General features: G+C 69.4%; 19 protein-coding genes and 1 riboswitch. Of the genes, 9 read left to right on the top strand and 10 right to left on the bottom strand.

What is annotated here, in order from left to right; all coding sequences use genetic code 11:
* Positions 1 to 84 precede the first annotated feature (84 nt).
* Complete coding sequence (locus AC1HFH_RS03385) at positions 85 to 2,406, top strand: serine/threonine-protein kinase (protein WP_480247681.1); 2,322 nt, start codon at positions 85 to 87, stop codon at positions 2,404 to 2,406.
* On the opposite strand, the gene AC1HFH_RS03380 is transcribed toward AC1HFH_RS03385, so the two are convergent.
* Complete coding sequence (locus tag AC1HFH_RS03380) at positions 2,403 to 3,632, bottom strand: acetate kinase (RefSeq protein ID WP_480245971.1); 1,230 nt, start codon at positions 3,630 to 3,632, stop codon at positions 2,403 to 2,405. The genes AC1HFH_RS03385 and AC1HFH_RS03380 overlap by 4 nt on opposite strands.
* Positions 3,629 to 5,707: a phosphate acetyltransferase gene (pta, locus tag AC1HFH_RS03375; protein WP_480245970.1), complete on the bottom strand. Its 2,079-nt coding sequence runs from the start codon at positions 5,705 to 5,707 to the stop codon at positions 3,629 to 3,631. Before pta ends, AC1HFH_RS03380 begins: the two co-directional genes overlap by 4 nt.
* A gap of 140 nt (positions 5,708 to 5,847) precedes the next feature.
* Here pta and AC1HFH_RS03370 point away from each other — a divergent pair, with 140 nt between their 5' ends.
* Together AC1HFH_RS03370 and AC1HFH_RS03365 are read left to right on the top strand one after the other, a co-directional pair.
* Positions 5,848 to 6,468 (top strand): type 1 glutamine amidotransferase family protein, encoded by a 621-nt coding sequence (locus AC1HFH_RS03370; protein ID WP_480245969.1) that lies wholly within the window; start codon positions 5,848 to 5,850, stop codon positions 6,466 to 6,468.
* Positions 6,465 to 6,908 (top strand): MarR family winged helix-turn-helix transcriptional regulator, encoded by a 444-nt coding sequence (locus AC1HFH_RS03365; protein ID WP_480245968.1) that lies wholly within the window; start codon positions 6,465 to 6,467, stop codon positions 6,906 to 6,908. Before AC1HFH_RS03370 ends, AC1HFH_RS03365 begins: the two co-directional genes overlap by 4 nt.
* Before the next feature lie 337 nt (positions 6,909 to 7,245).
* Here the strand turns inward: AC1HFH_RS03365 and AC1HFH_RS03360 are convergent, their stop codons facing one another.
* Positions 7,246 to 8,004, bottom strand: a complete 759-nt coding sequence (locus AC1HFH_RS03360; protein ID WP_480247680.1) for an HAD-IIA family hydrolase — start codon at positions 8,002 to 8,004, stop codon at positions 7,246 to 7,248.
* Between the two features lie 249 nt (positions 8,005 to 8,253).
* On the opposite strand from AC1HFH_RS03360, the gene fgd reads away from it, so the two are divergent.
* Positions 8,254 to 9,264 (top strand): glucose-6-phosphate dehydrogenase (coenzyme-F420), encoded by a 1,011-nt coding sequence (gene fgd / locus AC1HFH_RS03355; RefSeq protein WP_480245967.1) that lies wholly within the window; start codon positions 8,254 to 8,256, stop codon positions 9,262 to 9,264.
* A gap of 10 nt (positions 9,265 to 9,274) precedes the next feature.
* Here fgd and AC1HFH_RS03350 read toward each other — a convergent pair whose 3' ends face one another.
* From AC1HFH_RS03350 to AC1HFH_RS03340, 3 genes are all read right to left on the bottom strand, one after another.
* Positions 9,275 to 10,483, bottom strand: coding sequence for an O-succinylhomoserine sulfhydrylase (locus tag AC1HFH_RS03350; RefSeq protein ID WP_480245966.1), 1,209 nt, complete (start codon positions 10,481 to 10,483; stop codon positions 9,275 to 9,277).
* Between the two features lie 20 nt (positions 10,484 to 10,503).
* Positions 10,504 to 10,920, bottom strand: a complete 417-nt coding sequence (locus AC1HFH_RS03345) for a rhodanese-like domain-containing protein (protein WP_480245965.1) — start codon at positions 10,918 to 10,920, stop codon at positions 10,504 to 10,506.
* Between the two features lie 16 nt (positions 10,921 to 10,936).
* Positions 10,937 to 11,051: riboswitch (SAM riboswitch) on the bottom strand.
* 64 nt (positions 11,052 to 11,115) lie between these two features.
* Positions 11,116 to 11,592 carry an Rv0361 family membrane protein gene (locus AC1HFH_RS03340; protein WP_480245964.1) on the bottom strand — a complete coding sequence of 159 codons (477 nt, stop codon included), beginning with the start codon at positions 11,590 to 11,592 and terminating at the stop codon, positions 11,116 to 11,118.
* A 178-nt stretch (positions 11,593 to 11,770) separates the two neighbouring features.
* Here AC1HFH_RS03340 and AC1HFH_RS03335 point away from each other — a divergent pair, with 178 nt between their 5' ends.
* Positions 11,771 to 13,180, top strand: coding sequence for an FAD-dependent oxidoreductase (locus tag AC1HFH_RS03335; RefSeq protein WP_480245963.1), 1,410 nt, complete (start codon positions 11,771 to 11,773; stop codon positions 13,178 to 13,180).
* A 63-nt stretch (positions 13,181 to 13,243) separates the two neighbouring features.
* Complete coding sequence (locus tag AC1HFH_RS03330) at positions 13,244 to 14,116, top strand: amidohydrolase family protein (RefSeq protein WP_480245962.1); 873 nt, start codon at positions 13,244 to 13,246, stop codon at positions 14,114 to 14,116.
* A 245-nt stretch (positions 14,117 to 14,361) separates the two neighbouring features.
* Here AC1HFH_RS03330 and AC1HFH_RS03325 read toward each other — a convergent pair whose 3' ends face one another.
* Entirely contained in the window at positions 14,362 to 14,844 is a 483-nt protein-coding gene (locus tag AC1HFH_RS03325) for a DUF456 domain-containing protein (RefSeq protein WP_480245961.1), read from the bottom strand.
* A gap of 102 nt (positions 14,845 to 14,946) precedes the next feature.
* Between AC1HFH_RS03325 and AC1HFH_RS03320 the strand changes: the two genes are divergently transcribed.
* Complete coding sequence (locus AC1HFH_RS03320) at positions 14,947 to 16,044, top strand: CaiB/BaiF CoA transferase family protein (protein WP_480245960.1); 1,098 nt, start codon at positions 14,947 to 14,949, stop codon at positions 16,042 to 16,044.
* A 495-nt stretch (positions 16,045 to 16,539) separates the two neighbouring features.
* Here the strand turns inward: AC1HFH_RS03320 and AC1HFH_RS03315 are convergent, their stop codons facing one another.
* Complete coding sequence (locus AC1HFH_RS03315) at positions 16,540 to 17,139, bottom strand: methylated-DNA--[protein]-cysteine S-methyltransferase (RefSeq protein WP_480247679.1); 600 nt, start codon at positions 17,137 to 17,139, stop codon at positions 16,540 to 16,542.
* A 147-nt stretch (positions 17,140 to 17,286) separates the two neighbouring features.
* Between AC1HFH_RS03315 and yczR the strand changes: the two genes are divergently transcribed.
* Positions 17,287 to 18,771, top strand: a complete 1,485-nt coding sequence (gene yczR, locus AC1HFH_RS03310; protein WP_480245959.1) for a MocR-like transcription factor YczR — start codon at positions 17,287 to 17,289, stop codon at positions 18,769 to 18,771.
* A 318-nt stretch (positions 18,772 to 19,089) separates the two neighbouring features.
* Positions 19,090 to 19,914: an alpha/beta fold hydrolase gene (locus tag AC1HFH_RS03305; RefSeq protein ID WP_480245958.1), complete on the top strand. Its 825-nt coding sequence runs from the start codon at positions 19,090 to 19,092 to the stop codon at positions 19,912 to 19,914.
* Between the two features lie 341 nt (positions 19,915 to 20,255).
* Here AC1HFH_RS03305 and AC1HFH_RS03300 read toward each other — a convergent pair whose 3' ends face one another.
* On the bottom strand, positions 20,256 to 21,167 hold the full coding sequence (locus tag AC1HFH_RS03300) for a hypothetical protein (RefSeq protein ID WP_480245957.1): 912 nt from the start codon (positions 21,165 to 21,167) through the stop codon (positions 20,256 to 20,258).
* Positions 21,168 to 21,812: 645 nt separating this feature from the next.
* A complete protein-coding gene (locus tag AC1HFH_RS03295) occupies positions 21,813 to 23,102 on the bottom strand; it encodes an adenylosuccinate synthase (protein ID WP_480245956.1) in 1,290 nt (429 codons plus the stop codon).
* Positions 23,103 to 23,304: the final 202 nt, after the last annotated feature.

Raw genomic sequence — 23,304 nt, 5'->3', positions numbered from 1 at the left:
GTCGGAACAGGCGGCCGGGCCGCAGCACCGGATACCCGAGCAGCGGGACCGAGCACCGAAGCGGCAGCACCGGGCACCCAGGCCATGGCACCGGGCACCCAAGCGGCAGCACCGGGCATCCAGGCCGCAACACCGGGAACCCAGGCGGCCGCACCCGGCACTCAGGCCGCAGGACCCGGCACCCAAGCCGCCGCACCTGGTACCCAGGCGGCCGACTTCGGTTCGGATGCCGCATCCGAGGACGTCGAACACTCCTCGGAGTCGGCGCGAACGACGGGACGCAGTGTGCGGACCGCACGGTCGCGGCCGAGCCGGCGGCTCGGTGCCGGGCTGGTGCCGATTCCGACGGTCCCACCGGCCGATCCGCGGGAGGCGGTGCTCACCGACCCGGTGGTCGCCGAGGGCCGCCGGTACTGCTGGCGTTGCGCGAAACCGGTCGGCCGGACCACGGCCGCAGCGGCGGCTTCCACCACCGGAGTCTGCGCGAACTGCGCGGCACCGTTCGACTTCCGCCCGTCGCTGCATCCGGGGGATATGGTCGCGGGCCAGTACGAGATCCAGGGCTGCCTGGCGCACGGCGGGCTGGGCTGGATCTATCTGGCGATCGACCGCAATGTCAGTGACCGGTGGGTGGTGCTGAAGGGCCTGCTGCACGCCGGGGATGCCGAGGCGCAGGCCGTCGCGGTCGCCGAACGCCAGTTCCTGGCCGAGGTGGCGCACCCCAGCATCGTCAAGATCCACAACTTCGTCGAGCACACCGATGCGACCGGCGCCGCGGTCGGCTACATCGTGATGGAGTACGTCGGCGGCCATTCGCTGCGGCACATCCTGGACCGGTACCCGGACAAGATGCCGGTCACCGAGGCCATCGCCTATCTGCTGGAGACGCTGCCCGCACTGGACTACCTGCACTCGATCGGGCTGACCTACAACGATCTGAAGCCCGACAACATCATGGTCACCACCGACCAGGTCAAACTGATCGACCTCGGCGCCGTCGCCACCATCGAGGCCTACGGGAACCTGTACGGCACCAAGGGCTTCCAAGCTCCCGAACTCGCCCGCACCGGCCCGACGGTGGCCTCCGACATCTATACCGCCGGCCGCACCCTCGCCGTGCTGGCGTTACATCTGCCCAGCGACCGGGGCCGCTATCTCGACGGCCTGCCCGATCCGGCCGATGAGCCGCTGCTGGCCCGCTACGGATTCCTGCACCGGCTGCTGGCCACCGCCACCGACCCGGACCCGGCGCGGCGGTTCCCGTCCGCCCGCGCGATGTCGGCCCAGCTGGCCGGGGTACTGCGGGAGATCCTGGCGCTGGACACCGATACCGAGCACCCCCAGCTGTCGACCGTTTTCACGCCGCCCAGAACCAGTTTCGGGACCGACGAGCTGATCGCCCAGGCCGATGCCTATCTGGACGGCAGGGAACGCTCCGCACTGCTCGCCGCACCCGATGTGGTCGCCGCGCTACCGTTCCCGCTGCTGGATCCCGCCGACCCGGCCGCCCCGTTGCTGGCGGCGACGGTGCATCCGGAGCCGGAGCGCGTGCTCGACGCCCTGGAAGACGTCCGCGAGCGCGCCGCCGCCGACCCGGAGAACATGCCGGAAACGCTGGAGCTGGAATTACTGCTGGCCGAGGCCCGCGCCCGGCTGGAACTGGGACAGTCGGCCACCGTGATCCATCTGCTGGAACGAACTCCGGCACAACATGACTGGCGTACAGACTGGCTGCTCGGCGAGGCGCTGCTACTGGAACTGGACTACGAGGCGGCCTTCGCCCGCTTCGACGAGGTGCTGCGGGTCCTGCCCGGCGAGATCGCCCCGAAGCTGGCCCTCGCGGCCACTGCGGAACTCGTACTGCAACATTGGGATTCGCCGGATCCGGAACAGTGGCGGGCCTATGCCGAGAACCTGTACGAGACGGTCTGGCGCACCGACCGTTCCGTGGTGAGCGCGGCATTCGGTCTCGCGCGTCAGCTGCGCGCGGCGGGCCGCATCACCGAGGCGGTCCAGGCCCTGGACGAGGTCCCCGCGACGTCGCGCCAGTACACCACCGCACGCACCACCGCGATCCTGTTGCTGCTCACCGCAAGCCCGGTGCCCGACCTGGCGGAACCGACCCTGCGGCTCGCGGCCGCCCGAGTGCAGGCGCTGCCCGCCACCGAGCGCCGTAAGACCCTGCTGCGCACCCTGGTCCTCGGCACGGCGCTGGCCTGGCTGCAGGCCGGGAACACCCCCAAGCTGCGCACCGCGACCCTGTTCGGCGCGCCGTTCCGGGAGGACGAGTTGCGATCCGGTACCGAAGCCGGGCTGCGCACGCTGGCCCGCAATGCCCCGGGGCGCAAGCACCGCTACGCCCTGGTGGATCTGGCCAACGCAATGCGGGCCACCACCTGGTTCTAGCCCGCGACCAGCTCGTGCGCGGCCCGCGCGATGGCCAGCTCCTCGTTGGTGGGCACCACCAGCACCGAAACCGGCGCTTCCGAGGGCGAAACGATCCGGGGTCCGGACGCCTTCGCGGAGTTGCGCTCGGGATCGACCTCGATTCCCAAGCCCGCCAGATCGGCGAGGGAATCGGCTCGGACCTGCGCACCGTTCTCACCCACTCCGGCAGTGAACACGATGGCATCGAGCCGGCCCAGCTCCACCAGGTACGCGCCGAGGTACCGGCGGATCCGGTGGATATAGACGTCGTAGGCCAGCCGGGCGGCCTCGTCGCCGGCGTCGATGAGCCGCTGCAACTCCCGGAAATCGTTCACCCCGGACAGCCCTTTCAGGCCGGACCGGCGGTTGAGCAGCTGTTCCAATCCCGGCAGGTCGAGCCCTGCGGTATGCATCAGATGGGTGATCACGCCCGGATCGAGATCCCCCGGCCGGGTGCCCATCACCAGTCCCTCCAGCGGGGTCAGCCCCATGGTGGTGTCGATCGGTTCACCGCCGCGGATCGCCGATGCCGAGGCACCGTTGCCGAGATGGAACACGATCTGGTTCAGCTCGCCGAGGGGCCTGCCGAGCAGCCGGGCGGCCTGCCCACTGACGTACTCGTGCGAGGTTCCGTGGAACCCGTACTTGCGAATTCCGTACTCGGCAGCCAGTTTCGCATCGATGGCGTAGGTCCGGGCTGCCGCCGGCAGACCGTGGAAGAAGGCGGTGTCGAATACCGCCACCTGCGGTACCTCGGGCAGCAGCCGGCGCGCCGATTCGATACCGATCACATTGGCCGGATTGTGCAGCGGCGCCAGTTCGGACAGTCCCCGGATGGTGTCGAGCACTTCGTCGTCGATCAGGGTCGGCCGGTAGAACACGTCACCGCCGTGCACCACCCGGTGCCCGACCGCGGTCACGCCCGCGGTGGCCGGGTCCAGGCCGGTTTCGGCGAGCATCTCGAACATCCGGCGCATCCCGTCCTGATGGTCGGGGATCGTACCGGTCTGTTCCAGCGTGCGGCCGTCGGCCTCGTGGACCACCCGGCCTTCCGGCTCGCCGATTCGCTCCACCAGCCCGGAGGCGCGGACGGTGCCGGATTCCGGTTGCAGGAGCTGATATTTGATGGACGAGGACCCGGAGTTGATCACCAGAACCGGTTCGTCGCCGGGCAGCGTCACCGGGTCGTTCGCACGCTCGTTCACGCCTGCTTCCCCTGCGCCTGGATGGCGGTGATCGCCACCGTGTTCACGATATCGGCGACCAACGCGCCCCGAGACAGATCGTTCACCGGTTTCCGCAGGCCCTGCAGCACCGGACCGATCGCTACCGCGCCCGCGCTGCGCTGCACGGCCTTGTAGGTGTTGTTGCCGGTGTTCAGATCCGGGAAGACGAACACCGTGGCCCGCCCCGCCACCGCAGAATCCGGAAGTTTGGTGCTGGCGACGGTCGGTTCGATGGCCGCGTCGTACTGGATCGGCCCCTCGACCGGCAGCTGCGGGCTGCGCTCGATCACCAGTTCGGTTGCGGTACGTACCTTGTCCACATCCGCACCGGTGCCCGAGGTTCCGGTGGAGTAGGAAAGCATCGCCACCCGCGGATCGATTCCGAACCGCTGTGCGGTGCCCGCCGAGGAGATGGCGATATCGGCGAGCTGTTCGGCGGTCGGGTCCGGCACCACTGCGCAGTCGCCGTAGGCCAGCACCCGGTCGGCCAGGCACATCAGGAAGACGCTGGAAACCGTCGAAACGCCCGGGACGGTCTTGATGATCTCGAAGGAGGGCCGGATGGTGTGCGCCGTGGTGTGGGCGGCGCCGGAGACCATGCCGTCGGCGATGCCCTTGTACACCATCATCGTGCCGAAGTAGGAGATGTCGGCGACGGTCTCCCGGGCCCGCTCCAGCGTCATGCCCTTGTGTTTGCGCAGTTCGGCGTACTCGACGGCGAATTCCTCGCGATAGCCGGAGGTCCGGGGGTCGAGCACCTGCGCCGCGGCGATATCCACCCCGAGTTCGGCGGCCCGGCTGCGTACCGTGCTCTCCTCGCCAAGAATGATCAGATCGGCGATCTTGCGCTGCAGCACCCGCCCGGCCGCACGCAGGATGCGATCGTCGCTGCCCTCCGGCAGCACGATGCATCTGCGGTCGGCGCGGGCCCGTTCGATCAGCCGGTACTCGAACATCTGCGGCGTCACCACCTGCGACGGTGGAACGTGGATGCGGCGCAGCAGTTCACCGGCGTCGACTCGTTCCTCCATCAGCGCGAGCGCGGTGTTCACCTTCAACGGGCTGCCCACCGACATCCGGCCGCGGGTGCGGTGCACCGCGCTGGCGGTGTCGTAGGTGCCCAGGCCGGTGGTCAGGATCGGCAGTTTCGGTTTCAGGCCGGCCATCAGCCGGGCGATCGCCGGGGCCGGCTCGATCCCGCCGTTCATGATGATGCCCGACAAGGACGGAAAGCCTTCTGCCTCGTGCGCATTCACCACGCTGAGCAGGACGTCGGACCGGTCACCGGGTGCGATCACCACGACACCGTCGGACAGCCGTTCCAGAATGTGCTCGGCGGTCATCCCGCCCACCATGATCCGCAGCGCCTCCCGCTGCAGCAGTTCCGGGTCGCCGCTGTACATCCGGCCACCGATCGCGGTGCACAGCTCGCCCATCGTGGGTGCGATCAGCAACGGCACCTCCGGCAGCGTCCAGGACGGTACCGAGAAGCGGGCGAGCCGGTCGGCCACCGCATCCAGATCGGCGGGGTCGCACCGGTTCGCGATCATGGCCACCAGCTGCGCGTGCTCGGCGCTCAGTTCGGTGGCGCACAGTTCGGCGAGGTGTTCGACCTCCTCCGGGGTCCGCTCGGCACCGCGCATGACCAGCAACACCGGGGCACCCAGGTTCACCGCGATCCGCGCGTTGAACCGCAGCTCGCTCGGGCTGGCCACATCGGTGTAGTCGGTGCCGACGATCACCACCGCATCGCAGGCCTTGGCCACCGCGTGGAAGCGTTCCACGATGGTGGCCAGCGCCGCGCCCGGATCGGCATGCACGTCCTCGTAACCGACACCGACCGCCTGGTCGTAGTCGATATCGGCGGTGCTGTGCTCGAGCAGCAGCTCCAAGATGTAGTCCGGTTCGTCACTGGAGCGGGTGATGGGACGGAACACGCCGACCCGTGCGGTGGTCGCACACAGCATCTGCAACACCCCGAGCGCCACCGTGGACTTGCCGGTATCACCTTCCGGTGCGGCGATGTAGACGGTGGACGGCGCTTGTTCGACCATGATCGCGAGCTTAGTGAAGCCGACCCGGTTTGCACGGCTACGTCGGCGATGTCACCTGGACCGCGGCCATGCGGGCAGCCTCGGCGCCGAGCCCGACTCCCGCTATTGACAACATGTTGTCATTGCGACAGCATATTGTCATGCCTTCGAAAACAGTGCACGTAGCGGTATTCGACACCCTCGCCGACTGGGAGGTGGGCGCCGCGACCGCGCATATCGCCAACGGTGAAATGCATCGCGAGCCGGGCTGGCAAGTCCGCACGGTCGGCATCGACCGGGAACCGGTGACCACGATGGGCCGGATGACCGTCGTCCCGGACCTGGCGCTGGCCGAGCTGACCCCGGCCGACAGCGCCATGCTGATCCTGCCCGGCGCAGCCACCTGGGAGACCGGCGAACTCGCGCCGTTCGCGGCGAAGGCACGCGAGTTCGTCACCGCCGGTGTCCCGGTGGCCGCCATCTGTGGCGCAACCTACGGCCTGGCCACCGCGGGCCTGCTCGACGACCGGCCGCACACCAGCAACGCCGCGGAATTCCTGGCACCCAGCGGTTATGCGGGAGCCGAGCACTACGTCGACGAACTGGCCGTTTCCGCCGACGGGGTGATCACCGCCCACTCCACTGCGCCGATGGAATTCGCCCGCGCGGTCTTCGCCGAACTCCGCCTGTACGACGAGGCCGTGCTGGACGCCTGGTACCGGCTGTTCGCACAGCACGACAACAGCGCCTTCGCCGAACTGGTCGGCGCCGACGCCGAATGAACCCCGAACAGGAGCTGCTCGCCACCGCCGCGATCACCTCCTTCCGGCTCAACGGGCAGTTCCTCGCCCTCGGCGCGCAGCTGTCCGAACCGGTCGGCCTGACGGTCTCCTGGTGGCAGGTGCTCGGCGCCGTGCTGCCGGAGCCGCTGCCGGTCGCCGGAATCGCCCGGGCTATGGGCATGACCCGCCAGGGTGTTCAGCGGATCGCCGACCTGCTGGTGGACAAGGGCCTCGCGGAATACCTCCCCAACCCGGCACACCGCCGCGCCAAACTGGTCACCCCCACCGAGGCCGGTCGGGCCGCCATCGCCCGGATCACCCCCGACCACGCAGCCACCGCCCACCGCCTCGCCGAAGAACTGGGCGAAGACTTCGCACCCACCGTCGCCGCCCTCACCCGCCTCAGCGAAGCAGTCGACCGGATCACCGGCACCACCTGAGGCAGCATCACCCCCCGGAGCAGCCCCGGAGCAGCGCAACACGCACGCGACCGCCGCCCGCACCTACCGGCGCAGACAACCGGGGTGACCGGGATGGCGTCGAGCGGCACCGGCCGGGCCGGCCGCTGCATGCTCACCACCTCCGCCGGAGGCCGACGAGCGGTCCGGCATCCGCTCAGCTGCACGATGCCGCCCGAGCCGCGGCGAACCACTCGCACCCGAGACATGGGCGGCGTGAGCTGGGCCGCGCCCGCAGGCTCACATCCGGGTACCGGCCACCGGTCGGATCAACGGACCCGAACCGGGCTGCCGCCCGGACCGACGCAGTCCGGCCGGGTCAGCTCGTGAACGGGTGGGTGGTGCGGCCGACCAGGTCGGCGACCGAGTTCACGACCAGGGTGGGCCGGTACGGGAACTGCTCGACCGATTCCCGGGTGGAGATGCCGGAGGTGACCAGGACGGTGCGCATGCCCGCTTCCAGGCCGGCGATCACGTCGGTGTCCATCCGGTCGCCGATCATCACGGTGCTCTGCGAATGCGCGCCGATCCGGCGCAGTGCCGACCGCATCATCAGCGGATTCGGTTTGCCGACGTAGTAGGGGTCGCGGCCGGTGGCGCGGGTGATCAGGGCGGCGACCGAACCGGTGGCGGGCAGCACGCCCTCCCGGGACGGGCCGGTGGCGTCGGGATTGGTCGCGATGAAGCTGGCGCCGCGTTCGATCAGGCGGATCGCGGTGGTGATGGCCTCGAACGAGTAGGTGCGGGTCTCCCCGAGCACGACGTAGTCGGGGTCGCTGTCGGTGAGCACGTAACCGATCTCGTGCAGCGCGGTGGTCAGGCCGGATTCCCCGACCACATAGGCGGTGCCGCCCGGTCGCTGCTCGTTCAGGAAGGTGGCGGTCGCCAGCGCCGACGTCCAGATCGATTCCTCCGGAACCTCCAGGCCGGAGTGCCGCAGCCGGGCCTGCAGATCCCGCGGCGTGCGAATCGAGTTGTTGGTCAGCACCAGGAACGGGATCTCGTTCTCCCGCAGCTCGGTGAGGAACTCGTCGGCGCCGGGGATCGGCTGATCCTCGTGCACCAGCACCCCGTCCATATCGGTGAGGTAGGACAGTATCCGGTCATCCGTGGTGGTCACCAGCCAATCATCCGCTATCCGGGCCGCAGTGTCGCCCGCACGCTCCGGCGTGCCCGCCACGGCGCCGCGGGCGCGCATCTGCACCGGCCGGGACTAGGGTCTCCAGAAGCGGTCGCGCACCCACCCGCTGCGGCCGGCCCCGACGCCCACACCACGGCTCGGATCCGGTCGGCCCGCAACGAACGACACACGACAGGAGTGGCGCAGATGGTTGAGCTCAAGCTCGGATACAAGGCGTCGGCAGAACAGTTCGGGCCCCGGGAGCTCGTGGAGCTGGCGGTCGCCGCCGAGGAACACGGCCTCGACAGTGCCACCGTCAGCGATCATTTCCAGCCGTGGCGGCACCAGGGCGGGCATGCCCCGTTCTCGCTGGGCTGGCTGGCGGCCGTCGGCGAACGCACCGAACGGATCATGCTGGGCACCTCGGTGATGACCCCGACCTTCCGCTACAACCCGGCGGTCGTCGCCCAGGCGTTCGCCACCTTCGGCTGCCTGTACCCGGGCCGGGTGATGCTCGGTGTCGGCACCGGTGAGGCGCTCAACGAGATCGCCACCGGCTACCGGGGGGAATGGCCGGACTTCAAGGAGCGCTTCGCCCGGCTGCGCGAGGCGGTGCGGCTGATGCGGGCCCTGTGGACCGGCGAACGCACCGATTTCGACGGCGAGTACTACCACACCGTGGGCGCCTCCATCTACGACGTGCCCGAGGGTGGGATCCCGGTCTACATCGCCGCCGGTGGCCCGGTGGTCGCCCGCTACGCCGGGCGGGCCGGCGACGGCTTCATCTGCACCTCCGGTAAGGGCATGGAGCTGTACAACGACAAGCTGATGCCCGCGGTCGCCGAGGGCGCGGCCAAGGCGGACCGGGCATGCGACGACATCGACAAGATGATCGAGATCAAGATCTCCTACGACACCGACCCCGAGCTCGCGCTGGAGAACACCCGCTTCTGGGCGCCGCTGTCGCTGACCCCGCAGCAGAAGCACGACATCACCGACCCGATCGAGATGGAGGCCGCCGCCGACGCGCTGCCGATCGAGCAGATCGCCAAGCGCTGGATCGTGGCCAGTGATCCCGACGATGCGGTGGAGCAGATCAAGCCGTACCTCGACGCGGGCCTGAACCACCTGGTCTTCCACGCCCCGGGCCACGACCAGCTCCGGTTCCTGGACCTGTTCCGGCGCGATCTCGCGCCGCGGCTGCGCAAGCTGGGCTGATCCTGCCGGTCTATCCGAGGGCGTTGTCCAGATCGGCGAGCAGATCCTCGGTGTCCTCCAGGCCGACCGAGATTCGCACCACACCGTCGGTGAGGCCGATGGTGGCGCGGCCCTCCGGCCCCATGGCCCGATGGGTCGTGGTGGCCGGATGGGTGATCAGGGTCTTGGCGTCACCGAGGTTGTTCGAGATGTCCACGATGCGCAGCCGGTTCAGTACCTCGAAGGCGCGCTTCTTACCGTCGTCTCCGGAGAGTTCGAAGGTGACGACGGTGCCGCCGCCGGACATCTGGGAACGCGCCAGATCGTATTGCGGATGCGATTCCAGGAACGGGTACCGCACCCAGCCGACACCCGGGTGTTCGTCCAGGAAACGGGCGATGGCCAGCGCGGATTCGGTGGAGTGCCGGACCCGCAGCGGCATGGTCTCCAGGCCCTTCAGCAATGTCCAGGCATTGAACGGGCTCAGCGCCGGACCGGTGTGCCGCATCAGGTTCTTCACCGGCCCCTGGATATAGTCCTCGTCGCCGAGGATGACACCGCCGAGCACCCGGCCCTGTCCGTCGATGTGCTTGGTGCCCGAGTACACGACCACGTCGGCACCCAGTTCGAAGCCCCGCTGCAGCAGCGGCGTGGCGAAGACGTTGTCCAGCACCACCTTCGCGCCCGCGGCATGGGCGAGCTCGGCCACCTTGCGTACATCGACCAGCGTCTGCATCGGATTGGCCGGGGTTTCGAAGAACACCGCCTGGGTGGGCACCGACAGCGCCTGCTCCCACTGCTCGAGATCGTCACCGTCGACGAAGACGGTTTCGATGCCCCAGCGCGGCAGGATCTCGTTGCACACCACGAAGCACGAACCGAACAGGCTGCGGGCGGCGACCAGCCGGTCCCCGGCCTGCAGCAGCGCGCCGAGCGCGGTGAACACCGCGGACATCCCGCTGGCCGTGGCGAAGGCGGCTTCGGCGCCGTCGATCAGGCGCATCCGCTCCTCGAACACCGCGACGGTCGGGTTGCCGTAGCGCGAGTACACGAAATGCTCCACCTCGCCGGTGAACGCGGCCTCGGCGGCCTCGGCGCTCTCGTAGACGAAGCCGGAGGTCAGATACAACGCCTCGGAGGTCTCCTCGAAGCCGGAACGGCGGAGTCCGCCGCGGACACCCAGCGTCGCCGGGCCGACCTCGGCGGGCAACGGACGGTCGAACGATCCACCGGTGATCATGAATCCGCAATCCTTTCGAATCAGGACTGGCGCCACGGCAGACCGACGGCCCGCCAGCCACTGCCACCGCGATGTCCGTGGGCATCCAAGCCGCCCTCGAAACCGTCGAGCACGTTGTAGGACGGGGCGATTCCGGCACCAGTGGCCAGGGCGGCCGCATGCGCGGACCGCTGACCGGAACGACACAGGAACACCACCGGCGCCTCGGCCGGCCGGTCGCGCAGAGCTTCGGCGAGCCGGTCACCGAATTCGGGGTTGCGGGAGCCGTTCACATCGACCCACTCCAGCAGCAGGGTCGGCCGCTCGATCGCACTGGTGTCCGGTACGCCGACGAACCGCCACTCCGCATCGGTGCGCACATCCACCAGCACCGCATCGGGGTTCTCGGACAGGATCTTCCACGCCTGCTCCGGGGTGATGTCGCCGGCGTAACTCATGTTCGAACCTCCTGTGAATCCGCACTTGCCGCATTCGGAGTCGAAAACGGCCAGGTCGTCACCCGGAGCACCCCACCGCGGAGGAGGGTTGCCGACCAGCCAGCCGGGGCTTGTCGCTGGTACTCATGACCTCGGCACCGAGATTGCCCCGGCACCGGGCACGCTGTCAACTCGCTTCGAGATCGGTCACAACCGTCAGATGGTGCACACCAGCCAGCTGCCGTCGATCCGCCGGAACTCCCAGGTACTACTGGATTCCGCGCCGTCGACCTGCACGGTGACGGTGGCCCGTCCCCGGTCGCCGTTGATCCGCTGATCGGTGACGCGGGAAAGCTCGGCCGGTGCTTCGGGATCCGGCCCGCCGAGTTCGTCGGACAATCCGGAAGCCGCTTCGTCGAAGTCCGGGCAGGCCACGCCGATCGGCGGGCGCCGGTCACTGTTGGCCCGGGCGTCCAGGTAGTTGGCCGCGGCCGCGGCGATCCGGTCGGCTTCTGTGACATTTTTCTCAGCGGGCGACAGCAGGCCGCCCAGCACGATGGCGATCAGCACCAGCACGGCGATCACGGCGGCCACCGCGAACGGGACGATGGAGCGTTTGTCGGTCTGGTCGACGACGATCGGCGGCTCGTCCTCGTGGTCGGGCCGACTTTCGCCCGGTCGCTGCTCGGTCATAGCATGGAATCATCCCACTCCGGGCCCGGGGAACCGGAGCCGGATCGTGCGCGGATAGAATCGGCCCTTGCGGCCTGCCGCCGAGTCGACGGCCGCCCGCCCGATGCCGGGCCGTCAATTTAGCCTAAGCTAAGTAGACACCGTCAATCGTTATCGACCATAAGGGTGCGCGTAAGAGATGACCGAGAACACTGAGTCGACGGCCGTGGGCGCCGCGGGGACCCGCCCGCTCCGCATTGCGATCGTGGGCGCCGGACCGGCCGGGATCTACGCCGCCGACGCATTGATGAAGTCCGATGCCGAGGTGTCGATCGACCTGTTCGAGCGCATGCCTGCGCCGTTCGGGCTGATCCGCTACGGCGTCGCGCCGGACCACCCGCGGATCAAGGGCATCGTCACCGCCCTGCACAAGGTGCTGGACAAGGACGAGGTCCGCCTGCTCGGCAATATCGACTACGGCACCGACATCACCCTGGACGACCTGCGGGTCTTCTACGACGCGGTGATCTTCTCCACCGGCGCCAACGCCGACCGGGCCCTGCCGATCCCCGGGATCGACCTGGACGGCTCCTACGGTGCGGCCGACTTCGTCTCCTGGTACGACGGCCACCCCGATGTGCCGCGCAGCTGGCCGCTGGACGCCGAGAAGGTCGCCGTCCTCGGCGTCGGCAACGTCGCACTCGATATCGCCCGCGTGCTGGCGAAGACCGGCGACGAGCTGCTGCCCACCGAGATCCCGCCGAACGTGTACGCCGGCCTGAAGGCCAACAAGGCCGTCGAGGTGCACGTATTCGGCCGGCGCGGTCCCGCCCAGGCCAAGTTCACCCCCCTCGAACTGCGCGAACTCGACCACTCGCCGACCATCGAGGTCATCGTCGATCCCGAGGACATCGACTACGACGAGGGCTCGGAGGCCGCGCGGCGCAACTCCAAGCAGGTCGACATGGTCTCCAACACCCTCGAGCAGTGGGCCATCCGCGACCAGGGCGACCGGCCGCACAAGCTGTACCTGCACTTCTTCGAATCGCCCGCCGAGGTCCTCGGCTCCGACGGCAAGGTTGTCGGCCTGCGTACCGAGCGCACCCAGCTCGACGGCACCGGCAACGTCAAGGGCACCGGCGAGTACAAGGACTGGGATGTGCAGGCGGTCTACCGTGCCGTCGGCTACCTGTCGCAGAACATCACCAACCTGCCGTTCGACGATCAGGCCGGCACCGTCCCGAACGAGGCCGGCCGGGTACTGGTCGACGAGAGCGCCGCGGGCGCGGACCGGTTCATGAAGGCCACCTACGTGACCGGCTGGATCAAGCGCGGCCCGGTCGGCCTGATCGGCCACACCAAGGGCGACGCCAACGAGACCATCGCCTGCCTGCTCGACGATGCGAAGGACTTCGCGCCGGCCGAGCGTCCGGAACTCGACGCGGTGACCGACTTCCTGGAGAGCAAGGGCATCCCGTTCACCACCTGGGCCGGCTGGTACCGCCTGGACGCGCACGAGCGCGCCCTCGGTGAGCCGGAGGGCCGGGAGCGGGTCAAGGTGGTCGAGCGCGAGGACATGCTCCGCGCTTCCGAGCCGAACAAGGTGTAATTCGTTGTCCGGTCGCGTCGATTCGACGCGACCGGACACCCGATCTCGAGGCATCCTGTAGCAGTGTTCGATGCCCATGTGCATATCTTCGACCCGCGGTTCCCGCTGGCCGAGAACGAAGGCTATCTACCGCCGCCGTTCACCATCGCCGACTACCGGAACCGGATGTCGCGCTTCGACGTTCGTGGTGGGGCCGTGGTCAGTGGCTCCTTCCAGGGAACCGATCAGAGCTACCTGAAGGCCGCGCTGGCCGAGCTCGGCCCGGACTGGGTCGGCGTCACCCGGCTGCACCTGGACGCCGCCGATTCCGACATCCTCGAACTCGACGAGGTCGGGGTGCGGGCGCTGCGTTTCAACCTCAAGCGGGCGGCCGCCGATATCGAGCAGATGACCCTGCAGGCGCTGCGCGCACACGAACTGGCCGGCTGGCATGTCGAGGTGTACATCGACGGCCACATGCTGGCCTCACTGCAGCCGGTGATCTCCAAACTGCCCGCCCTGTCGATCGACCACCTCGGCATGTCCGAGGAGAGCCTGCCGTACCTGCTGGATCTGGTCGACCGCGGCGCCCGGGTGAAGGCCACCGGATTCGGCCGGGTCGAGATGAACGTCGCGGAAACCCTGCGCCGGATCCACGCGGTCAATCCGGGTGCGCTGATGTTCGGCACCGATCTGCCCGGGACCCGGGCCGGACGGCCGTTCGACGATCGCGATGTCGATCTCATCGAGCAGGTGATCGGCGGCGACCTGGACGCGATCCTGGAGGACAACGCCCGGGCGTTCTACCGGCTCCCGGCCCGCGAGAGGCCGGTCCCGGCGGATCCGGAGCCGACCCGCCCGCTGCGGCGCACCGACCAGCCGACGCTGCCGATCCCGCGCAGCGAACTGCCGACCTCCGACGGCGATACCCGGCCACTGCCGATCATCGAACCCTGAGCGAGACTCAGGACGACCCACGCCGCCCGTCAGCCCCGGTACCGGCGACATCGGCCACCTGGACCAGGTGCCGGAGGTCGGTGCAGGGTTCGGCCGGTTGATCGCCGGACCACACCGGCCTGATGCGGACGGCGAACGATGTGAACGGACCACCGGGGATCTGATCACCCGCCCCGAGCGGCCCTCTGGGACGCAGCCCGGACGGTCCGGGCAGGCCGATGACGCACCGCCCCCGGCCACCGGGATCAGGCGAGTATCGCGCCGGTCAGCCAGACCCCCGCGGCGACCAGCCCGCCGAACAATTCGACCAGCATCGACAGGCCCGCGCCTTTCAGCGCATGCACGGTGGCGGGCCAGGCCTGTTCGTTGCTGCGCAAGCGGTAGAGCTCGGCCAGGTAGACGCCGATGACGAAGCCGATGAACAGGCCGATCACCGGGATCACGAAGAACCCGATCACGCCGAGCAGGGCGCCGGACAGCAGCGCCTTGTTGGATACGCCCGCCTCCCGCATCCGCCGCCCGGGCCAGGTGAATTTGACGACCCCGGAGATCACCAGCGCCACCGTGGCGATCGCGAACACCGTCCACGCTGTGGTACCGCCGGTCATGATCGACCACACCAGGACGGCGCCGAAAATCAGCACGACACCCGGCAGGATCGGAATGATGATGCCGGTCAAGCCGATCAGGATGACGAGGCCGACGACCAGTTCTCCCCAGAAGCTCACCGGCCGATTCTGACCTATTGATCGCCAATGCGCGCCTCCGGCGTTATTGTCGGTGTGTCAACTACTGCCGGACGCAGCAGCAACTCGGATGAAGAGGTAGGCGTGAGCACACCGTCCCCCGCCAAGCAGGGCCCCCTCGCGGGCATCAAGGTCGTCGAACTGGCCGGGATCGGCCCCGGCCCGCATGCGGCCCTTCTACTCGCCGATCTGGGCGCCGACGTGGTCCGCGTACAGCGGGCCGGCCAGCTGCCGGGCTTCCTGGAGCGCCCGCAGTGGCGCGGGCGGACCATCGTCGAAGCCGATCTGAAGAACCCGGCCGATGTCGAGAAGGTGCTCGGGCTGGTCGAGAAGGCCGATGTGCTGCTCGAAGGCTTCCGGCCCGGTGTCACCGAGCGGATGGGCCTGGGTCCCGACGAGGCGCTCGCCCGCAACCCGCGCCTGGTGTACGGCCGGATGACCGGTTGGGGCCAGCACGGTCCGCTGGCCGACCGGGCCGGACACGACATCAACTACATCTCGCTGACCGGCGTACTCAACGCGATCGGGCGCAAGGGCGAGAAGCCGGTACCGCCGCTGAACATGGTCGGCGACTTCGGCGGTGGCTCGATGTTCCTGGTGTTCGGCATCCTGGCCGCCCTGGTCGAGCGGCAGAGCTCCGGTAAAGGCCAGGTGATCGACGCGGCCATGATCGACGGCGCACTGGCCCTCTCGCACATGATCTGGGGGATGCGCGGGGTCGGTCTGTGGTCCGACGAGCGGGGCACCAACCTGCTCGATACCGGCATGGCCTTCTACGACACCTACGAGACCTCCGACGGCAAGTACATGGCCGTCGGCGCCATCGAGCCGCAGTTCTACGCCCAGCTGCTGGCCGGACTGGAGATCGACCCGGAGGGCCTGCCCGCCCAGATCGACCCGAACGGCCAGGACCAGCTGCGCAAACTGTTCGCCGAGCGGTTCAAGACCAAGACCCGCGACGAATGGGCCGCGGTCTTCGAGGGCACCGACGCCTGCACCACCCCGGTGCTGACGCTCACCGAGGCCACCGAGAACCCGCACATCGTGGCCCGCAACGGCCTGGTCGAGATCGACGGCGTCGTCCAGCACGCCCCGGCACCGCGCTTCTCCCGCACCCCCGCCGAGGTCCCGACCCCGCCGCCGACCGCCGCGACCCCCATCGAGGACGTCTGGGCGGACTGATTCCGACGGCGGCGGAAGTACCGTTGCGTGACCTCCGGCGACCGGCCGCCGATCACGGGCTACGCCAGGAAGGCGCTCTGGTGGACTGTTACTGCCCGGCGGCGCGAGCACCGCTCGTGTCCGATACGAGCCGACAGGCCGAACGGCGGCGTGGCCGAGCACACGGGCGCTGCGACTCCCCGCTCCCTCTCAGACCCCGACTCGCCGGCCGGCGTGGGCCCCTCGAGGGATGTCCGGCAGCCTGATCCGGGCGGACGGCCGAGTACCGTTACGTGGCCTCCGCCGACCGAGCAACGATCACGGCTCCCCATGAATGTGCTCGCATGGACAGCTGCTGCGCGGCGGCCGCGAACACCGCTCGTGTCCGGTGCCAGCCGACGGGGCCGAAACGGCGGCGTGGCCCAGCGTGCGCCGCTCGTACCGGCACCAGCCGGGTTCCCGGCTCACCGGCCACCGTCCATCGAGGAGGTCTGGGCGGACCGATGCCGACGCGGGTCAGAACAGCGTCGGTTCGCCGAAGCCGGATGTTCGTTCGATCTGCAGCAGCCGGGCCTTGGTGTCCAGGCCACCCGGCGCGGAGAAGCCGTGCAGGGAGTGGTCGGCGGCGAGGACTCGGTGACAGGGGACGATCAGCGGGATCGGGTTGCGCCCGAGAGCCTGGCCGACCGCCTGCGCTGCGCCCGGTCCGCGCCGGGGTGCGCGGGGCGGTGATTCCGCGGCGATCCGGGCAGCGACCTCGCCGTAACTGAGCGTATGTCCCGGGTCGATCGACCTGGTCACGGCGTAGACCTGGCGATGGAACTCCGGGACCGCCGACAGATCGACTTCGATCCAGCGCAGCGGATCCAGCCGCCCGTCCAGGTGGGCCCGTACCGCTGCGATCACCTCGCCGATCTGCCGCGGCGGCTCCCGTTCGAGCACCGGCCGGTCCCCGAACGGCCGGGTGATCGCTGTACGGATGTCCGATACGGATGCCGTCGGCAGCGCGAACCGCACGATCGCGGTGCCGTGCCAGGCGAGCGCGCACCTCCCGATCGCCGTATCGAACAGCGCAGCCGACACCACCTCGGTCTCACCACCGGCCGGCGCGGTCATGGCGGGTATCCGGGCCCGGACAGCGCGCGATGCGCCGGCCTGGTTCGTGAACACATACCCGAAGTGTGCCCGCCGGGTACGACACATTGCTGCCGACCCCGGCACAACTGGTTTGCCCCGACGTAAGGCCAGTTCGATACTGGACCCATGGCGACACAGGTGATCGGCGCGGCCGGGCTGGCCCGGGACCTGGGGCACTGGCGTGACCCGGACGATGCCGCGACAGAACGGCGCGCGCGTCGGCCCGCCTATCGAGCGCTCGCCGAGGCGATCCGATTGCTGATCCACGACGGCCGGGCCCCGCTGGGCGTGGCGCTGCCCAGCGAACGCAACCTGGCCGCCACGCTCGGCGTCAGCCGCACGACGGTGACCTCCACCTACGCGCTGCTCCGCGACCACGGCTACCTGATCAGCCGACAGGGTTCCCGCAGTACCGTCGCGCTGCCGGAAACCGCACGCAACGGCACCGAACCGGCCCGCAGCCCGATGCCGGCGCTCGCCCGGCCCGGCCGGGCAGCCATCGACATGACCTACGCCGCGATGTCGGCACCGCCGCAACTGCATCAGGCCTACGCCGAAGCGCTGGATCGCATCCCCGCTTACCTGGGCACCCACGGTATGGATCCGGTCGGGGTGGCACCGCTGCGGGAGGCGCTGGCCCGCCGATACACCCAAGGTGGCCTGCCGACGACACCGGACCAGATCCTGGTCACCCTCGGCGCACAGCACGGTCTACGCCTGCTGCTCAATGCCCTCACCACCGCCACCTCCCGGGTTCTCATCGACCACCCCACCTATCCGAACGCGCTCGAAGCCATCCGCGATGTCGGCGCCCGCCCGGTGCCGGTGCCGCTGCGCCCGGAATCGCCCGAATCCGGCTGGGATCTGGACGGGATGCGCAACACCGCCCGCCAGACCGCGGCCACGCTCGCCTACCTGGTCCCCGACTTCAACACCCCCACCGGTCTGCTGCTCGACGCCGCCGGCCGGGCCGAACTGACGGCGCTGGCCCGCGACACCCGGATGACCGTCGTCGTCGACGAGTCGATGCGGGAGCTGAACCTGTCCGGCACCCCGACCCCGCCACCGGTCGCGGCCTTCGCCGAAGGGCATGAAGTCATCACCATCGGCTCGGCCTCGAAATCCTTCTGGGGTGGTCTGCGAGTCGGCTGGATCCGCGCCGACCCGGCGCTGATCACCCGGCTGCTGGGTATCCGCTCCACCGTCGACCTCGGCACCCCGGTCATGGACCAGCTCGCCACCGTCCACCTGCTCGACCACGCCGAACCCATCCTGACCCAACGCCGCGACCAGCTCCGCTCCCGCCGCGCCACACTGCTGGACGCGCTCGCCACCGAACTACCCCAGTGGCAGGTGGTCCCGAACTCCGGCGGCATGTCGACCTGGACACAACTCCCCGACCCGGTATCCACCGCCCTCGCGGCAACCGCACCCAACCACGGCGTACTGCTGGCCGCCGGCCCGAAGTTCGGCGTCCAAGGCGCCTTCGAACGATTCCTCCGCCTACCGTTCACCCACCCCGAGGCCGACCTGCGCCGCGCCGTCCGCGCCATCGCCGATGCGTATCGATCGCTGTCCCCGGGCCCCCTGCAGCCCCTCACCTACTACTGAGGGCCACTGTTCGGCGGCAGGGACCGGGTTATCGTGGCCGGGCAGCAACAGCGGCGATGCGCTCCGGCGACAACGGGATGCGTTCCGACCGGCCGAGCATCGGCAGCGGTGTTGCCGACATCACCTGGTTCGTCGCACGACGCTCAACCAGCAGTGCATCGAACTGCGTGGTCGTGCATCGCCGGCGGTGCACGACCACGCAGGTGGATGCAAGGTAGCGGTGCGCACCGAATGACCCGCACCGAGTCGCGTACGGTCGGTTTCCGTAGAGCCGGGTGTCGGCCCGGGGACCGGGCGGCGGGTGGAGAGGAACGAAGTATGGAGACGGTGCAGTCGGCCGACGGCACGACCATCGCGTACGACCGGATCGGCGCCGGGGATGCCGGTGCGGTCGTGCTGATCGGTGGGGCGTTCAGCTACCGCAAGCAGCCGTCGCTGGTGGAACTGGCCGAGGCGCTGGCCGAACAGTACGGACTCACCGTGTTCGTCTACGACCGGCGGGGGCGCGGCGACAGCACCGATTCGCCCGGCCGATACGACGTCGCGAACGAGATCGCCGATATCGTGGCACTGGCCGAGGCCGCGGGCGGCCCGGTCGCACTGGTCGGCTTGTCCTCCGGTGCGGTGCTGGCGCTGGCTGCGGCGAATTCGGGGAAGGTTCCGGGGATCACGAAGGTGGTGGCCTTCGAGCCGCCGTTCGTGGTGGACCCCAAGGATCCGGTGCCCCCGAAGGATCTGGCCGAGAAACTGGATGCCGCCATCACCGCCGGTAAACGCAGCCGGACCGTGCGGACCTACCTGTCCAAGGCGATGGGTGTGCCGTTCCTGATGGTGGCCACCATGCGGATGAGTCCGTTCTGGAAGAAGCTGACCGCCGTTGCTCCCTCCACCGCACACGACTGGGCGGTGCTCGCGCCGTACATGACCGGCAAACCGCCGAAGAAGTCCGAATGGACCGGCGTCACCGTCCCCACCCTGATACCGGCCGGCGACCGCTCCTCCCCCGTCATCACCAAGGGTGCGAAGGCGATCGCCGAGGCCCTCTCCGATGCCGAGTTCCGGGAGCTGCCACGCGTCGGCCCCAACCCGAAGACCGAGAACCTCGCCCCGGCGATCGGCGACTTCCTGACCGATCGCGCCTGAGGCGCCGAGCACCCACCGGCGGCACCGCCGACAGCTTCGGCGGGCAGGTCGAATGCGGCGCCATCGGCACCGCTGCCCCGGCGAAACAAGGTCGGCCCGGCATCCCGCTTTCGGCGCCGAGTCGGAAGCCGGATACCGCGAGCCGGAGGCCGGTTACAGGGCCGCACCGACGCTGCCGCCGAGCAGCTCGCCGCCGACCGCACCGCCGCAGCGGCCAGGACACCGGCACCGTTCAGAGCACTGGCCCTGCCACAAGGTGCACACCGGCGACGGCGCCGAGCAGCCTACCGACCACGGCCTGCGGCAGCCCCACACCGGCACCGATCAACATGCCGACCCTGCTACAGGGTCGCACCGGCGGCGGCACCGGCACTGCCGCCCAGCAGCCCGCCACCGACCGCACCGGCTGCAGCGGCCGGGATGCCGACGACGGCGGCGCCCACACCGGCGCCGATCAGCGCACCGGCACCTGCTCCGGCGGCACCGGTCGCCAGGATCACGGGTGCCGCAGTTACCGCTGCCGCGCCGATCACGGCCGGAACCAACGGCCCGGTGAGGGCCCCCGCCACGGTACCCAGCGCCGCCGCGCCGGCGGCCGTGCCACCGGCGCCGACCACCAGTCCGATCGGCGCGCCGACAGCGGCACCGGCCAGACCACCGGCAACCGCGGCCGGGACGCCGACGATCGCGGCGCCCGCCACGGCACCACCGACCGCGCCCGCGGCGGTGGCGGCGGCGATCTTGTCCGAACGGCTCGGGTTGATGCCGACGGAACGGCCCTGGGTGGCGATGGCGGCCTCGACATCTGCGGCAGTGGTGTTGACGCCGTCGAGAACGTCGTCGGGTACTTCGTCGGGGACCGGCTGTTCGAAGTGGCCGATGCGGAGGGTGCGCGGCGGCGGCGCGATCGGGGCGACCGGTTCCACCGGCTCCGGCAGGTGCAGCTCCTCGATCACCACGGGCGGTGCGGGAGCGGGATCGGGTACCGGACGGGTGCGCTCCGGGCGTGGCGCCGGTTCCAGCCGCTGCAGCGAATCGGGGCGATCCGGGCTGAGCAGGTGGTTCGCGCCGGGCGACTGCTCATCGGTGACACCGGGCTGGCTCGCGGTCGGCCCGTCGTTGACACCGGGCTGCGGCACCGCCACCGCCACCCCGGCACAGGCCACCGCGACGGCCATCGGCAGCACCCCGGCCACCGGGCGGGCCATCCGCCACGCCATCGAACTGTTCACTTCACCGGACCGACGACGCACCGCAACACTCCACAATCGAACTCTGCAACCGACTCCCGGCCGCGCTGCAAGCACCGGATCCGGAGCTGCGAGGCGAGGCCGCGCCGAAAACCTAGCGTTCGCCGGGAGGTTGCTGTCAAATCGATAGCGACAGAGCATGACTGCTGGTCGGCCGGCTGCCCCGGCCACGGGGCATTCGCACATACGTGCCCCGGCATCCGGAACCCCGTCCCGAGCGGCGTGACTACCCGACCCGCGAAACCCGCACACTCCGGTACCGCCGCCACGATCTACCCAACCGAGTGATCGATATCTCGAGCGGCCGAACGCAGACCTGCACACGCCCCCCAGGGCGACGCACTTCGGGGAACCCCGGATTCGACGGAAGCAACCCGGCGTTGCTGCCCGTCGGCCTTCGGACAGCACCGGGCTGCTCTCGTACCCATCACCCAGGCGTGCCGACACGGACGGCGGTCGGCCCGGCGACAACGCCACTGCTGGGCATACCGAAGACTCGCTTCCAGCCCCGGGAGCCGCACTCCGGCCGAACCACACGGTATGCAGACACCGGCTCCGATCCGCACTCTCCGCATCCCCTCGGACGGCGGTGCCTGCCCCGTGGCGATGCGTGCCGACGCAGCGCTACGGCTTCCGTCCCACCGCCACTCAGCCGAGCACGTCGTGGCGCACGATGGTCTCGTCCCGCCCCGGGCCGACACCGATGCAGGAGATCCGCGCCCCGCACAGCTCCTCCAGGCGCAGCACGTACGCCTGCGCGTTGGCCGGCAGTTCGTCGAAGCTGCGCACGTGCGAGATGTCCTCCCACCAGCCGGGCATCTCTTCGTAGATCGGCTTGGCGTGGTGGAATTCGGTCTGCGTGGTCGGCATCTGCTCGACCCGCTCACCGTCGATCTCGTAGGCGACGCAGATCGGCACCCGGTCCAGGCCGGTCAGCACGTCGAGTTTGGTGAGGAAGTAGTCGGTGATGCCGTTGACGCGGGTGGCGTAGCGGCCGATCACCGCGTCGAACCAGCCGCAGCGCCGGGACCGGCCGGTGGTGACACCGATCTCGCCACCCTGTTTGGCCAGGAATTCGCCGTAGTTGTCGAACAGCTCGGTCGGGAACGGGCCGGAACCCACCCGGGTCGTGTAGCACTTGAGAATGCCGAGCACGGTATCGATGCGGTTCGGTCCGATACCGGAACCGACCGCCGCACCACCCGCGGTGGGGTTGGACGAGGTCACATACGGGTAGGTGCCGTGGTCGACGTCGAGCAGGGTGCCCTGCGAGCCCTCCAGCAGCACGGTCTCGCCACGTTCGAGGGCGAGGTTCAGTTCCAGCCGGGTGTCGGCGATGCGGTGTTTGAAGCTCTCCGCCTGGGTCAGCACCTCGTCGACCACCTGCTGTGGCTCCAGCGCCCGCCGATTGTAGATCTTCACCAGCACCTGGTTCTTGAACTCCAGGGCCGCCTCGACCTTCTGCGCCAGGATCTTCTCGTCCAGCACATCGGCCACCCGGACACCGACCCGGGCGACCTTGTCCTGGTAGCAGGGGCCGATACCGCGGCCGGTGGTGCCGATCTTCTTGTTGCCGAGGAAGCGTTCGGTGACCTTATCGATCGCCACGTGGTACGGCATGATCAGATGCGCATCGGCCGAGAGCAGCAGGCCGGTGGTGTCCACGTCCCGGGCCTCGAGCCCGGCGAGTTCGTCCAGCAGCACACCCGGATCGACCACGACGCCGTTGCCGATGACGTTCTTCACTCCGGGAGTGAGGATGCCGGACGGGATCAGATGCAGTGCGAATTTGTCGCCGTTGGGCAGGACCACGGTGTGACCGGCATTGTTGCCGCCCTGGTAGCGGACCACCCACTGCAGTCGCTCACCGAGCAGATCGGTGGCTTTGCCTTTGCCCTCGTCGCCCCACTGGGCGCCGATGAGGACGATTCCCGGCATGGTGCATGTCTCCTACGGGTTCGACGGCAGCACCTCCGTGCTGCAGCTACCTGCCGTACTGAGGCGGTGGCCGGAAGCACAGTCTAGCCGACAGCTGTCCGTGCACCCCGCCGAGGCGGCGGGCGAGCACACCGACCGCTATGGTTGCTCGGGTGAACCGGCGGGGGTGCCGGACGTAATGTGGGTTCGACGGGGTGCGTCG

This window comes from Nocardia sp. KT25-26, assembly GCF_056627695.1.
The sequence above is the reverse complement of the archived record's forward strand: the minus strand, read 5'-3'. Positions and strand labels throughout refer to the sequence as shown.